Annotated in this window: 12 protein-coding genes; 5 read left to right on the top strand and 7 right to left on the bottom strand. The window is 69.9% G+C overall.

Features of this window, described 5'->3' with window-relative positions:
• Positions 1-136 precede the first annotated feature (136 nt).
• The 3 genes from CES90_RS24720 to CES90_RS24710 all read left to right on the top strand — a co-directional run bounded on the left by CES90_RS24720 (position 137) and on the right by CES90_RS24710 (position 3,664).
• On the top strand, positions 137-1,156 hold the full coding sequence (locus tag CES90_RS24720) for a carbohydrate ABC transporter permease (RefSeq protein ID WP_229913928.1): 1,020 nt from the start codon (positions 137-139) through the stop codon (positions 1,154-1,156).
• A gap of 10 nt (positions 1,157-1,166) precedes the next feature.
• Complete coding sequence (locus CES90_RS24715; RefSeq protein WP_189784016.1) at positions 1,167-2,087, top strand: carbohydrate ABC transporter permease; 921 nt, start codon at positions 1,167-1,169, stop codon at positions 2,085-2,087.
• Between the two features lie 143 nt (positions 2,088-2,230).
• Positions 2,231-3,664: a GH1 family beta-glucosidase gene (locus tag CES90_RS24710; protein ID WP_189784017.1), complete on the top strand. Its 1,434-nt coding sequence runs from the start codon at positions 2,231-2,233 to the stop codon at positions 3,662-3,664.
• Positions 3,665-3,849: 185 nt separating this feature from the next.
• Here CES90_RS24710 and CES90_RS24705 read toward each other — a convergent pair whose 3' ends face one another.
• The 3 genes from CES90_RS24705 to CES90_RS24695 are packed head-to-tail and all read right to left on the bottom strand — an operon-like array spanning position 3,850 to position 4,891.
• Entirely contained in the window at positions 3,850-4,233 is a 384-nt protein-coding gene (locus CES90_RS24705) for a hypothetical protein (protein ID WP_189784018.1), read from the bottom strand.
• Entirely contained in the window at positions 4,230-4,433 is a 204-nt protein-coding gene (locus tag CES90_RS24700; protein WP_189784019.1) for a hypothetical protein, read from the bottom strand. Before CES90_RS24700 ends, CES90_RS24705 begins: the two co-directional genes overlap by 4 nt.
• Positions 4,434-4,489: 56 nt before the next feature.
• Entirely contained in the window at positions 4,490-4,891 is a 402-nt protein-coding gene (locus tag CES90_RS24695; protein ID WP_189784020.1) for an ATP-binding protein, read from the bottom strand.
• A 242-nt stretch (positions 4,892-5,133) separates the two neighbouring features.
• Here CES90_RS24695 and CES90_RS24690 point away from each other — a divergent pair, with 242 nt between their 5' ends.
• Both CES90_RS24690 and CES90_RS24685 read left to right on the top strand, forming a co-directional pair.
• Entirely contained in the window at positions 5,134-6,015 is an 882-nt protein-coding gene (locus CES90_RS24690; RefSeq protein ID WP_189784021.1) for a helix-turn-helix domain-containing protein, read from the top strand.
• Positions 6,016-6,026: 11 nt separating this feature from the next.
• Entirely contained in the window at positions 6,027-6,218 is a 192-nt protein-coding gene (locus CES90_RS24685; protein WP_189784022.1) for a DUF397 domain-containing protein, read from the top strand.
• Here the strand turns inward: CES90_RS24685 and CES90_RS24680 are convergent.
• The 4 genes from CES90_RS24680 to CES90_RS24665 all read right to left on the bottom strand — a co-directional run bounded on the left by CES90_RS24680 (position 6,208) and on the right by CES90_RS24665 (position 14,145).
• Complete coding sequence (locus tag CES90_RS24680) at positions 6,208-10,377, bottom strand: trypsin-like peptidase domain-containing protein (RefSeq protein WP_189784023.1); 4,170 nt, start codon at positions 10,375-10,377, stop codon at positions 6,208-6,210. The genes CES90_RS24685 and CES90_RS24680 overlap by 11 nt on opposite strands.
• Positions 10,361-10,672, bottom strand: coding sequence for a trypco2 family protein (locus CES90_RS24675; protein ID WP_189784024.1), 312 nt, complete (start codon positions 10,670-10,672; stop codon positions 10,361-10,363). The genes CES90_RS24680 and CES90_RS24675 overlap by 17 nt, the downstream gene beginning before the upstream one ends.
• A 153-nt stretch (positions 10,673-10,825) precedes the next feature.
• A complete protein-coding gene (locus CES90_RS24670; protein ID WP_189784025.1) occupies positions 10,826-12,835 on the bottom strand; it encodes a beta-galactosidase in 2,010 nt (669 codons plus the stop codon).
• On the bottom strand, positions 12,832-14,145 hold the full coding sequence (locus CES90_RS24665) for a glycoside hydrolase family 36 protein (protein ID WP_189784026.1): 1,314 nt from the start codon (positions 14,143-14,145) through the stop codon (positions 12,832-12,834). The genes CES90_RS24670 and CES90_RS24665 overlap by 4 nt, the downstream gene beginning before the upstream one ends.
• Positions 14,146-14,163 lie beyond the last annotated feature (18 nt).

The raw sequence follows: 14,163 nt of genomic DNA, 5'->3' as shown, positions 1-14,163 counted from the left end.
GTTGGAACCAGCCCGGTCGACATCAAGGATCCAGTCGCATGCTTGGTTCTCGCAACGCATCGAGCGCCGTTCACCCGATTGTGTGGATGGTGCCTGGACCCCGGCCTGAGGGTCGATGCCTCTCTGGAGGCCTCAGGTGACCGGAACGGCACCCACGCACGACACCGCCGCCGCGCCCCCCGCCAAGGAGGGGGGCGCGGCCCCGGCCCGTCCGCCCGTCGAGTCACCTGAGACGCTCCGCAAGCGCGCCCGGCTGTCCCGCCGCTGGCAGCGGGACGTGCGCTGGAGCCCGTACGCCTTCGTCTCGCCGTTCTTCATGCTCTTCATCGCGTTCGGCATGTTCCCGCTGATCTACACGGCGTGGGCCTCGCTGCACACGGTGGAGCTGACCGCGCCCACCGACATGGAGTGGGCGGGGCTGCGCAACTACACCCGGATCTTCGACGACGAGTTCTACTGGAACGCGGCGAGGAACACCTTCACCATCGGGATCATCTCGACCGTCCCGCAGTTGATGATGGCGCTGGGCATCGCGCACCTCCTCAACTACAAGCTGCGCGCCTCGAACTTCTTCCGGGTCGTGATGCTCGCGCCGTACGCCACGTCGATCGCCGCGGCGACCCTCGTCTTCGTGCTGCTCTTCGGCCGCGACTACGGCATGATCAACTGGTTCCTGGGCCTGTTCGGCGTCGACAACATCGACTGGCAGAACGACAAGTGGTACGCGCAGATCGCCGTCTCGTCCATCGTCATCTGGCGCTGGACCGGCTACAACGCGCTGATCTACCTGGCCGCGATGCAGGCGATCCCGCAGGACCTGTACGAGTCGGCGGCCCTCGACGGCGCCAGCCGCTGGAAGCAGTTCCTCCATGTGACGCTGCCGTCGCTGCGCCCGACGATCCTGTTCACCGTCGTCGTGTCGACCATCGGCGCCTCGCAGCTCTTCGCCGAGCCGCTGATGTTCGACGCCAACAAGGGTGCCTCCGGCGGACCGCAGCACCAGTTCCAGACACTCGGCCTGTACATGTACGAGCAGGGCTGGGTGAACCAGCACCTGGGCCGCGCCTCCGCCATCGCCTGGACGATGTTCCTGATCCTCATCGTGATCGGGATCATCAACTACGTCATCTCGCGCCGGCTGCGCGCCAGTAGTTAGGAGACCGGCCGTGACGACGACAATCAACAAGGCCCCGGTCGATGCCGTGCCGCCGGAGCCGCCCAAGGACGAGCGGCGCAGGTTCGGCCTGAAGGCGGCACGGGCGGGCGGTCAGCACCACGCGGGACCGATCGCGTACGCCATCCTCATCGTCTTCACCCTCGTGTCGATCTTCCCGTTGTTCTGGACGGCGATCGCCGCCTCCCGCGACAACGCGCGGCTGGCGGAGACCCCGCCGCCGTTCTGGTTCGGCGCGAACCTCTTCGACAAGATCGAAGTGGCCTGGAGCGATGCCAATCTGGGCGAGGCGTTCCTCAATACGACGATCGTGGCGGGCGTTTCGTCGCTGACCATCGTCTTCCTGTCGACGATCGCCGGGTTCGCCTTCGCCAAGCTGCGGTTCAAGGGCCGTAACGCGCTGATGCTGATCGTGATCGGCACCATGATGGTGCCGCCGCAGCTCCAGGTGATCCCCCTCTACATGATGGTCGCCAAGCTGGACTGGACCGACCAGCTCCAAGCCGTGATCCTGCCCTCGCTGGTCAGCGCGTTCGGCGTCTTCTTCATGCGGCAGTACCTGCTGCAGGCTCTGCCCGACGAGATCATCGAGGCGGCCCGGGTCGACGGCGCGAGCAGCTGGCGGGTGATCTGGCACGTGGTGTTCCCCGCCGCGCGGCCCGCGATGGCCGTCCTGGGCATGCTGATGTTCGTCCAGACCTGGAACGACTTCCTGTGGCCGTTCCTCGTCCTGACGCAGCTGGGCAACCCGACCGTGCAGGTCGCGGTCGCCGGTCTGGGCCGCGGCTACACCCCCGACCAGGCTCTGATCATGGCGGGCGCGCTGCTCAGCACGCTTCCGCTGCTGATCGTGTTCGCGATCTTCGGCAAGCAGATCGTGGGCGGGATCATGCAGGGCGCGGTGAAGGGCTGAGGCCCGCACTCGCTCGTCGTTCGATCTCTCTGGGGCCGGGTCACCGCCGCCTCGGCCCCCACCCGCTCACAGCTCGTTTCTTCTCCCCTCTTCTCCCCCCACTCACCTCGTCGGTCTACACGACCACCAATGGGAGCGCTTCCATGCCTGAGCCCACCACGCCGGTTACCTTCCCTCCCGCCTTCCTCTGGGGCGCGGCGACCTCCGCGTACCAGATCGAGGGGGCGGTACGGGAGGACGGCCGTACGCCCTCCATCTGGGACACCTTCAGCCATACGCCGGGCAAGACGGCCGGTGGCGAGCACGGTGACATCGCTATCGACCACTACCACCGCTACCGCGACGACGTGGCGCTCATGGCGGAGCTGGGCCTCAACGCGTACCGCTTCTCGATCTCCTGGTCGCGGGTGCAGCCGACGGGCCGGGGTCCGGCCGTCCAGAAGGGCCTGGACTTCTACCGCCGCCTGGTGGACGAGCTCCTGTCCAAGGGCATCAAGCCCGCCGTCACCCTCTACCACTGGGACCTCCCCCAGGAGTTGGAGGACGCGGGCGGCTGGCCCGAGCGCGACATCGTCCACCGTTTCGCCGACTACGCCCGGATCGTGGGCGAGGCGCTGGGCGACCGCGTCGAGCAGTGGATCACCCTGAACGAGCCGTGGTGCTCGGCGTTCCTGGGCTACGGCTCCGGGGTCCACGCGCCGGGCCGTACGGACCCGGTGGCGGCGCTACGGGCCGCCCACCACCTGAACGTGGCACACGGCCTGGGCGTCTCGGCCCTGCGCTCGGTGATGCCGGCGCGGAATTCGGTGGCGGTGAGCCTGAACCCGTCGATGGTACGGCCGTTCTCGGACTCCCCGGAGGACCTGGCGGCGGTCCGGAAGATCGACGACATGGCGAACGGGGTGTTCCATGGGCCGATGCTGCACGGGGCGTACCCGGAGACCCTGTTCGCGGCGACGTCCTCGCTGACGGACTGGTCGTTCGTACTGGACGGCGACATGGCGATCGCCAACCAGCCGCTGGACGCGCTGGGCCTGAACTACTACTCGCCGACGCTGGTGAGCGCGGCGGCGGAGGATGCGGCGGGCCCGCGCGCGGACGGCCACGGGGAGAGCGACCACTCGCCGTGGCCGGCCGCGGATGATGTCATGTTCCACCAGACGCCGGGCGACCGTACGGAGATGGGCTGGACCGTCGACCCGACCGGCCTGCATGAGCTGATCATGCGGTACACGAGGGAGGCCCCGGGCCTGCCGCTGTATGTGACGGAGAACGGCGCGGCGTACGACGACAAGATGGACGCGGACGGCCGTGTCCACGACCCCGAGCGGATCGCCTACCTGCACGGTCACCTGCGGGCGGTCCGGCGCGCCATCACCGAGGGCGCGGACGTACGCGGCTACTTCCTGTGGTCCCTCATGGACAACTTCGAGTGGGCGTACGGGTACGGGAAGCGGTTCGGGGCGGTGTACGTGGACTACGCGACGCTGGCTCGTACGCCGAAGTCGAGTGCGTACTGGTACGCGCAGGCGGCGAAGACGGGGGCGTTGCCGCCGTTGGTGACGACTACGTCGTAGGGCGGAAGCAGGGGCCCTCCGGCGGGAACTGGGGATCGGGGGTCCGGGGCTCGGTGCAATTAGGGGAGCAGCGAGCCCCGGCCGCCAAGGGCAGGAGACGTCGGTAGTTTTTCTTGTCCAACAACATGTCGAAGTCACCTGCGCCCGCCCGTGCTGCGAGCCGGGGCAGCGGCCCGAACCCTGAATCAGGCATGCCAGTCACCCAGGGTTCGGGCCGTGTCACGCAGGTTCGCCTCATGGGAGCGGATCGCCGCAGAGGCCAGGTACACGTCCTTCGGGGACGGCGGATCGACGGTTTCACCGGAAGCGTCCATGTAGGCGTACGCGCAGGCCCAGCCGATCACCGCGTTGTAGTCGGCGAACGGCTCCAGGCGGATCGCCATGTGCCAGAACGTCGCCGCCCGGGACGCAGCCTCCTCGTAATACAGCGTCCCGGCGGGCTGCTCGTGCCGGTGCCGTCCGGCCATGGCGGCCAGGGCGCCCCAGTCCGCGATGTCGACGTTGAGCGGGGCCACTCGGGATTGGACGTCGAGGATCCAGCCCACGTCGACGCGGATGATCGAGCTCAACGCCATCCCTCCGGCGCGTCGGCGAAGGCCGCCATTCCGATCTCGATGCCCTTGTCCACGCTCCGCAGGAACGCTGCCCGCTGCGCGTCGGCCACCAGCAGGTCGTGCGCGAGGGCACGGGTGGACTTGCCGAGGCTGCGAGCATGCTCGTTGACCTCGGCGAGTTCTTCGGGGGTGAGTTCAACGGTGATCTTCGGCATGCCTTCGACGATATCAGCGGTGATGGTATCGGGAGTATCACCCGAGGGCGCCCGGGTCAGCATGCGCGCCCCAGCTCGAACCATGTGCCCTTGCCCGCCCCCGGGCCGTGCGTGCACACGCCCCACGCGTCGGCGCCGTACGAGATGAGGCGCATACCCCGGCCGTCCTCGTCGCTCTCAGTCGCGGGGCGGACGGCAGGTAGGCCGGGGGCTTCGTCGTGTACGAGGACGCGGAGGCGGGCGGGGTCGGGCCAGCCGGCGTGGAGGGTGACGGGGGTGCTGCAGCCCTTCGCCGCGCAGGCGTTGATGGCGTTGGTGACGGCTTCCGAGGTCAGCAGCACTGCGGTGTCGGTGAGTTCGGGGCGGTCGGCGGCGATGAGGAGGGTGCGGACGGTTTCGCGAGCAGTGCGGACCCAGGCGGGGTGGGGCGGGAAGACGAGGGAGACGGCAGATTCCATCGGATTCCTTTCGAGTGTCGGGCGTGCACGCGGTGACCAGGTCCGGGCCTCATCAATTGAGTTGAGGGCGGAGGTACTTCCTCGTGACGCGGGTGAGCGGATTGATGTCGACGCTAGGGTCACCCGTGGGGGAGTTACAACCGTGTACCGCAGGCTTCGCCCTGAAGAGTGATGCCCGTCGTTCGCGATGGACCCCGGCGCGAGCCGCGCGACACACTGCGCACGGCCAGAGGGAGGACCACATGCCACCAAGGACCAGCCCGAGCGAACGTCAGCGACGCCTGGGGGCCGAGCTGCGCAAACTGCGCCTCCGAGCCGGAATGTCTGGTGACGCCGCAGCGCGGCTCATCGAGGCCGAGCGAACAAGGATCAGCCACATCGAGTCGGGCCGCGTCGACGTTCCCCGTAACGGGCTGTACAAGTTGCTCCGCGCATACGGCTGCCCCGAAGGCACATACTTCGACGGCCTGATGGCGATGGCGCAGGTGCGGGGCAAGGGTTGGTGGGACGAGTTCTCCGACACGATCGGCCCGGCTGCGCGCGACCTGGCCGAACTTGAGTCACGGGCGACGGTGGTACGCACCCAGGAGCCGCTGTTCATCCCGGGCCTGCTCCAGACCGAGGAGTACGCCAGCGCCGTACTCGGCGAGACGGAGAGAGACCCTCAACGTGCCGACCGATACGTCGAGTTCCGTATGGCCCGGCAACGCGTCCTCACCGGGGCCGCGCCCGTCATGTACCACGCCGTCATCCACGAAGCGGCGCTCCACTCCCATGTCGGCGGCCCGAAGGTGATGCGGGCACAGCTGCTGCGCCTGATGGAGGTGTCCCGGCTGCCCCATGTGACCGTGCAGGTCTTCCCCTTCGAGGCCGGCGCATACTCCGCGTACAGCCAGTCGTTCGAGATCTTCGGCGGCTCAACGCCCGAGCTGGACACGGTCTATCTCGAACACCCCACGCGCTCCCTCTTCTTGCGGGATGGTGACCAGCTCGACGAATACGCCAGAATGTTCGAGCGGCTCTGTGAACTGGCCCTGGCTCCTGTGGATCCTGAATCCCCTCCGGAAGCGCACAGGACCCGGGACTCCCTGAGCCTCATCCAGCACGTCATGTACACCCTTTGAAGGGAACCTCGATGCCCCAGCTCACCTGGCAGAAGTCGTCGTTCAGTGGTGGTGGCGAGGGCAGCTGCGTAGAGCTGGCGGCGGCCACCGCGACTCTCATCCACCTCCGCGAAAGCGACCGGCCGTACGAGATAACCACGGTCGCGCCCCAGGCCCTGGCCTGCCTGCTGCACATGGTGAAGGCCGGAACCCTCAAACGGTGAGGCCCAGGTAGGCGAAGAGGACGTCCCGTACCCGGAAGACCGCCTCGGGGTCGATGGCGGCCAGGACCGGGGCGGCGTGGTGCCAGCCGTCCGGGGTGAGTGCCTCTGAGAGGAGGGCTCGGGCTTGGGGGAGGTCGGGGCCGGAGGAGGGTGGGGCAAGGAGGGTGGCCAGGCGGCGGGCCAGAGCCGTGATGTTGAACGTGTCTTCGTGGAGCGGGACCGGCAGCCGGTCGGCCGGCACGCAGGCGACGTACGCGGCCAGATGCGCGAACGCCTCCGCACGCCGCTCCTCGTCCACTGCCTGTCGAGCCAGGGTCCAGGCCGTCTCGTGATCGCCGAGTGCCGCGTGGGCGACGGCTCCTCCGCCTGTTTCCAGGGCTTCGGGCAGATATACGGCGCCGGAGCTGGCGGACCAGGCGGCGAGGCGGCGGCGCGCGCCCACCGGATCGCTGGTGGCGGTCAGGAGGCTGTACAGCACGCCGTAGTCGTCACGCGGGTCGTGGTGGTGCTCCAGGTCGAGCAGGGCTTCCCTGATACGGGCGCCGCGCTCGTGGTCGTACGGCCCCACGGCGGCGAGAAGGTGTGCGAGAGGTGTCGGGTATGCGTGCCCCGGATCGGGCAGCGCCTCATCCACCAGACGGCCCGCCATCTCGGGATCGTGCGCCCAGAGCCCGGCGGCGGCCTCCCCACGGGCACGATGGTGATCGAACCCCTTCGGTGGCCCGTCGCCGCCCGCGAGTTCCTCGATCACCTCCGCGACGCGCTGCCCCGCGCCGGCCCATGCAAGGGCCTGGACGGCATTGACGGACAAGGTGTAGATCCAGGACAGCTCGGTCCGACGGCCCCGTTCCACCGACCGCTCGGCCAACTCCAATGCGCGGTTGGGGTGTTCGCGTGCCACGGCGAGGGAGAGCGCGGCGCAGCCCCAGACACATGCGTCGGGGTCGTCGATGTCCTCCAACAGCCACTCCGCGTCGTTGAGTCGGCCCGCCGCGGCGAGGGCGCCGGCGAAGGCTGCGAAGCGCTCCTGCTGGACGGTGGACAGCCGCTCGTGGCCTGGTCGGAGTCCGTGTTCCGCCGCTCGGAGGAGTGCCATCGATCGCTGGGGATCGTCCTCGGCGACTTGCCCGGCGAGTACGGCGAGCGCTTCGGCGTTGTCCCATGCCATGTCCGGGGGCTCGAAACCGCCCCCGTCGAGCAACAGGGCCTCCAACTGCTCGACGGCACCGGACTCCACCAGGAGTGCGACGATCCGCCCAATGGTCTCGCCATCACCATCCGGGAAGAGCTCGCCGGACAGCAGGGCCGCCCACGCTTCGTATACACAGCCGCGGCGGGCCCAACCTTCGGCCACCAGCATCCAGGGGCTGTACCAGTAGTCCGCATCCTGATCCCGGACGACGCTGCTCGCTCGACTCTCGTCCCGCGCGATTTGTTCCGCGTCTTCCAACCGGCCTGCCACGACATGCACGAAGGTGGCGCTGTACGTGGCCGTCTCAGCGATCAGCGCCCCGAACGGCCCCGACAGCTTCCCCTCGACCAGTGAGATCAGCCTGTCGGCCTCGGCGGGACGGACCCCGTGCAAGGCATGTGCGGCCATTGCGAGGAGGTTCCCCGAGTCATCCGTGTGGCGGCAGGCCAGTTCCACCACCGAGCCGTAGAGCCGGTTCGCCGACTTCGCCGACTCCGGCAGGCCACGGGCCGACCACGCCTCGGCGAGATTCACCAGCACCCGAATCCGGTTTGGCATGTGGTACATGCCTTCGGCGGTCGCCTCAGCCAGACCCAGCAGTTCGGCGGCGAGCGCCGGTTCCCGCACGGCCTCGGCGGTCGTGATCAGCCCCTCGCAGAGGACCGGAGCCAGGTCCCGCGACTTCTCATGCAGCCGGTGAAGTTCGCGAAGCCCCTTCACCGCTTCGGTCTCTTGACCCAACAGTGCCAGTACGGTCGCCAACGCGCCGCGCGTCGTCAGGGCACCGCTCCTGGAACCGCCCCCGGTCTCCTGCTCCGCCAGCCGCACCCCTTCCTCCGCCAGGCTCCTCGCCCGCCGGTCACCGGCCTCCGCCAGGGCGCGTGCGACTCCGGCCATCGCTTGGGCACGGTCTCCGGTCTCAAAGACGCTGCGCGCCAGGCCGATGGCGTGCCGTACGCGGCCGAGGCGGGCGTAGACGGCGGGGATGGCGGGGTGCAGTGACTCGTTGCGCCGGGCGAGAAGATCACCGACGGCCGCGAGCGCCATCGCTGTGCCCAGGTCTTCGGGGGTGTCCCCGCGAACCGCCTCCCGAGCCGCCGAGATCTCCGCGAGGCACGCCGCGTCGCTTCCCGTCGCCTCGCGCATCCGGTCGTGGCGTCGGCGGTCCGTGGCGAGGGCCGCCGCGCGGCGGGTGTCCCTCAGAAGGGTGACGAGACGGCCGTACGGCTGGAGGAGGTACGGCGGGGTGCTCTCCGGCCAGCCCAGGCCCCGGTACTTCTCCGCCCAGCCGTGCACCTTCTCCGCGTACGCGTCCACGTCCCGGCCCAACTCGTCCTGAGCCGCGCTCAGAAGCGTCTCGTGGGCGAAGAGATAGCCGCGGCTGGTCATATACATCGTCACGTCGCCGCCGGAGTCGCTGCCACCGCCGCGCAGCCGCAGAATGCGCCCGAAGACGCTGCCGAGCCGCCGACGGAGCGTGTAGTCGGACCCGCCCGTGAGTTCACAGAGGTCGCCGGTCGAGAGGGTGCCGCGGGCGGCGGTGAGCAGCCCGACCACGTCGCGCTCCAACTGGTCACCGGACAGGGCCCGCTGGAGGTCGTACTTGGCCTCGTACTCGGTGTGGCGGGCCGCGTCCGTGGCGGAGAGTTCCACGGGCGGGCACTGGCGCAGGGGATGGCTGCCCTTGATGTCCGGGGGGATGCCGGGGCTCGGGCGGCTGGTGACCAGTACGCGGAGGTTGGGCGGCAGTCGCTCGGGGAGGAGGGAGGCGATGCTCGTGCCGGTGCCGCCCGGTTCGCGGGACTGGTCCTCGTCCAGGCCGTCCACGACCAACAGGAGGGTGCCGCCCTGCTCGGCGACGCGTTCGGCGGCTTCGCGGAGCAGGAGGCGGCGTTCGCCGTCGCGGGCGGTCGGGGTGCCGTGGCGAGCGGGTTCGCGGCCGGCGATCGTGGCGAGTTGGTCGATGAGGGCGGCCGTGTACGCGTCGCTGTCCGACTGGCTCGCATAGCGTGCCGTGATGAAGAACCACACGGGGACCACGCCGCGTGGTGGGTGCAGCGCGAACCATGCCGCGAGTGCCGTCTTCCCTGCCCAGGGCGGTCCCTGCAGCCACCGGTACTCCGCCGGACCGCCGCAGAACTCCACCAGGTCGCGGAGTTCGACCTCCCTGTCCGTCAGTTCCTTGGGGGCGATGTCGGCGAGTTGGGCGCGGTAGACCTCCTGGATGAGGTCGAGTTTGGTGGCCGGTACGGCGTCCGGCAAAGCGGAGGGGGACAGCGTGCAGCCCAACTCACTTTCCAACTCACCAAGTTGTGTCACCGACAGCTTCTCGGCCCAGCGGTCCACCCGGCTCGCCGCGATACGGCCGGGGCCCTCGGAACGGTGGTGCCGGGTGACCACGCCGACGAGCCGACCTCCCGCGAAGACGGCCGCGCCGGACATGCCCTCCCACGCGTCCCGCTCGGGGTCGGGGTCGTCCGCCGGGGGCGAGGCGATACGGAGATCGAGCGTGCCCTCGCGCCGGTTGGACAGCACCGCGCAGGTCGCGTCGGCGTGCTCCGCGTCCCGGAAGCGTGAACCGCCGTCGTCTGTACGGAGCTTGAAGCGGGGGAAGCCGAGGGCCGTGCAGCGCAGTACGGCGTCGTGGTCACCGACACGGCCGTACCGGACGGAGGTGGGAGCCGGGTCGCTGTCGTCGTCCGGACATGCAGATGCGAGTACGGCGATGTCGATGTCCTCGTTCCGCCATGCCACGCGCGCCTCGACGGTCCGCTCCCCCGGCCGGTCGGCCTGGAATCGCACGCGGAGGTTCGTGGCACCCTCGACGACGTGCGCGGCGGTCAGCACCTTGCCCGGCGCGACGAGAAACCCTGACCCGCGCCGCCCCATGCCACCGTCGGGCGCGGCGACGATGACCTCGGCGACCCGCTCCGGCCGCAGTCCAGCCCGGTCAGCGTTCGCCGTCAACCTCGCCGCCCGCGATCAGCACCGACTGCGGGGCACCGCCCCCGGCCGCGACGACCTTCGGCGTCAGGGTGACCGTGATGCGCTGGGTCTGCGCGTGCGCGTACTTGCCGTTCGCCCCGGCGTCGACGACCCACAGCCGGACCTTGGCATCCGCGCCGGCCTCCCGGGTGACCGCAACGGTCGCCTCGATCTCCACGGGACCGACCTCGAACCGGACCGCGTCGTCGACGCCGTCCGCGAGCGCACTGTTCAGCTGCTGCCTCAACTCACGGATCATCTCGGACAGTTCGATCACGCTTCCCCCTCGTGCCGCGGTGCTCAGATGCTACAAGTCACGGCGACATGCTGCCGGTTCCTGGCGCCGGCTCCTCCTATTCGGCCAACACCAACGCGCAGGGCCGTGGCCCCCAGCGGAGCCACGGCCCTGTCCTGCCGTAATCGTCGGCCGTCAGCGTGGTTCGCGTACGACCGCCACGTCTCCGGCCGCCACCTTCAGCGGGGCGCCGCCCTCGACCGGCTTGCCCGTCAGCAGTTCGACCGCCCCGGGCGCGACCTTGACCTCGGCGTCCTCGTCCCCGTGGTTGATCAGGAAGAGGTAGTCGGCGTCGGGGCCCCGGCGCAGTACCGCCTCCACGGTCTCGGGAGTCGTGCGTACCGGCTTGACGCCCGCCTCCTCGCGGATGCGGGACAGCAGGGACGCGAGGGTCGTCGGGTCCGGGCGGGTGGCCACGTACCAGGTCGTGCCCGAGCCGTACGAGTTACGGGTCACCGCCGGGACTCCGGTCAGCGGGCCCGTGGTGTACGACGTCACCGCCTCCGCGCCGGCCAGGGCGACCCGTTCCGACCACAGGGTGGCCGTACCGCCGTCGCTCAGTTCCACCGAGTCACCCGGCAGCAGCGGGAAGAGCTCGTCCGTGCGGACGCCCAGCGCCTCGCGGAACGCGCCCGGGTAGCCACCGAGGCGGATGTGGCAGTTCTCGTCCACGGCGCCGCTGTGGAAGCCGACGGCCAGGACGCCGCCGGACGACGCGAAGTCCGTCAGGTTCGCCTTGCCCGTGTCGTCCACCAGGTACAGGCTCGGGGCCATGACCAGCTTGTAGGGGGAGAGGTCCGCGTCGGGGCGTACGAAGTCCACCGCCACGCCCGAGCGCCACAAGGGCTCGTACCAGGCACGGATCAGGTCCTGGAAGCGGACCTCGGCGCTGGGCTGGGAGGGGAGTTCGAGGGCCCACCAGGCGTTCCAGTCCCAGACGATGGCCACCTCGGCCACGCCCCGGCTGCCGCGCACCTCCGCCAACTGGCCCAGGTCCGCGCCCAGTTGGACCACGTCGCGCCAGATCTGGCTCTCCGTGCCGGCGTGCGGGAGCATCGCCGAGTGCCACTGCTCGGCGCCCGCCTTCGCTGCCCGCCACTGGAAGTACGCGATGCCGTCGGCGCCGCGGGCCACATGGGCCAGGGCGTTGCGGCGCAGCTCGCCCGCCGTCTTCGCACGGTTCACCGGCTGCCAGTTGACCGCGCCCGTGGAGTGCTCCATCAGCAGCCACGGCGCCCCACCCGCCAGCGAGCGCACCAGGTCGCCGCTCAGGGCGATGTCGATCTCCGACTCGGGGTCCGTGGACTGGAGGTAGTGGTCGTTCGAGACCACGTCCAGTTCGGGGGCCCAGCGCCAGTAGTCCAGCTTGTCGAAGTTGTACATCACCATGAAGTTGGTGGTGGCGGGGGTGTCGGGGGCCGCCTCCAGCAGCACCTCCCGCTCCGCCTTCAGCAGGGACAGAAGCTCGTCCGAGCAGAAGCGGCGCCAGTCCAGCTGGTGGGTCGGGTTCGGGACCGCGCCGGTCACGCGGGGCGGGATGATCTCGTCCCAGTCGTAGTACCACTGGCTCCAGAACGTCGTGCCCCAGGCGTCGTTCAGCGCCGCCAGGTCGTTGTCGTACTTCTTCCGCAGCCAGACCCGGAACGCGGCCGCGCTCGTGTCGCAGTAGCACTCGCCGTTGTGGCAGCCGTACTCGTTGTGGACGTGCCACATGACGACGGCCGGGTGGTCCGCGTAACGCTCGCCGAGCACGCGGGCGATACGGAGGGCCGCCTCGCGGTACGCCGGGCTCGACGGGCAGAACGTCTGGCGGCTGCCGTAGGACAGGGTGCGGCCGTCCTTGTCCACAGGGAGCGCCTCGGGGTGGGCCCGGAAGAACCATGCCGGGGGCGCCGCCGTCGGGGTCGCCAGGTCGGCGGCGATGCCGTTCTCGTGGAGCAGGGCCAGGACGCGGTCCAGGCGGGAGAAGTCGTACGTCCCCTCCGACGGCTCCAGCAGCGCCCACGCGAAGATGTTGACACTGACCATGTTGACGCCGGCCTCGCGCATGAGGCGTACGTCCTCGGCCCAGACCTCCTCGGGCCACTGCTCGGGGTTGTAGTCGCCGCCGTAGGCGATACCCGGAACCTTCAGCGTGCGGCTCACTCGGCGACTCCCGTCAGGAGGCGGCGAGTCGTCTCCACACCCCAGGTGTCCAGGGAGAGGAGGCGGTCGCTGGACGCCATCAGGCCGTCCGTCGACTCCACGTGTGCCGCCCAGCGTTCGCGGGTCTCCACCGCCGGGCGGGCCATCAGACAGTCGGGGTCGTTGATCCAGAGGCGTCCGTGCTGCCACTGGCGGCCGGCGCCCGTGAACTCGGCCGGGTCCTGGCCGGGCTGGCTGTAGTCGTCGGCCTCGGGGCGGCGGTGCGGGGCCGTGTCGGGGCTGACCCGCATCGCGTCGAACAGGCCGATGGAGGGGAGGATCGGCGCGCCGCAGCCCAGCAGGTACGCGTCCTCGCCTATGGCCGAGCGGATCAGTTCCACACCGGAACGGTATGCGGCCAGCGCGTCCACCGAAGCGTGTCGTACGCCGTCCAGCGCGCCCGCGTAGAGGAAGTCGACCTTGAAGTAGTCGTAGCCCTCGGAGCGGAGGGTGGTGAAGACCTCGGTCAGGTACGCCGCGGCCTCGGGGTGGGTGGTGTCCAGGACGTACAGGTCGTGGCCCCAGTTGCGGCCCGCGTGCAGCGGGTCGCCCGAGGGGTCCTTGACCAGCCAGTCCGGGTGCTCGGCGGCCAGTTCGCTCGCCGGGTCGACGAGGAACGGGGCCGTCCAGATGCCGGCGCGGCGGCCCCGGGCGCGGATCGCGTCGGCGATGCCCGCGCGGGAGCGGAAGCGGCCGGAGAGGGCGAGCCAGTCGCCGAGGGCCTTCTGGTAGCCGTCGTCGATCTGGACGACGTCGATGGGCAGGTCGAGGGTGTCCATCGCACGGAGGTTCTCGTGGATGTCGTCCTCGGTGACGTTCGTGAAGTACTCGTACCAAGAGCACCAGACGGTGGGGGCCTGGCGGGGGGCCTCGAGGCCGAGGCCGGAGGCCCAGTCCGCCAGGACCGCCTGGATGTCCGTGCCCGTGAACTCCTTCACCGGGCCGTCGGCGCTGATCTCCGCCTGGCCGTCCCGGACGACGAGACGGATCGACGGGACCTCGGCCGTGGGCTCCGGTGCCGCCCAGAGCCGTACCGGTGAGCCATCGCCCGGGTCGAGCGCCAGCAGGCCCTCGCCCTGGAAGGTGTCGGCGGGGACGGTACGGCCGGGGCGGTAGCAGACGGTCGCCCAGTTGTCGTTCGTCGGGCGGTACGGGGCCGCATGCAGCGCGTATGCGCCGCTGGGGCTCCAGGACTGCCAGCCCTCCTCGTGGACCCGCGCGGTGTGCGGGTCCACGGGTACGGAGGCGACCGGCGTGAAGGGGTTGCGCAACGGAGGTTCTCTCTCGGG

It is taken from the genome of Streptomyces capitiformicae (genome assembly GCF_002214185.1).
Taxonomy (GTDB): domain Bacteria; phylum Actinomycetota; class Actinomycetes; order Streptomycetales; family Streptomycetaceae; genus Streptomyces; species Streptomyces capitiformicae.
The sequence above is the reverse complement of the archived record's forward strand: the minus strand, read 5'-3'. Positions and strand labels throughout refer to the sequence as shown.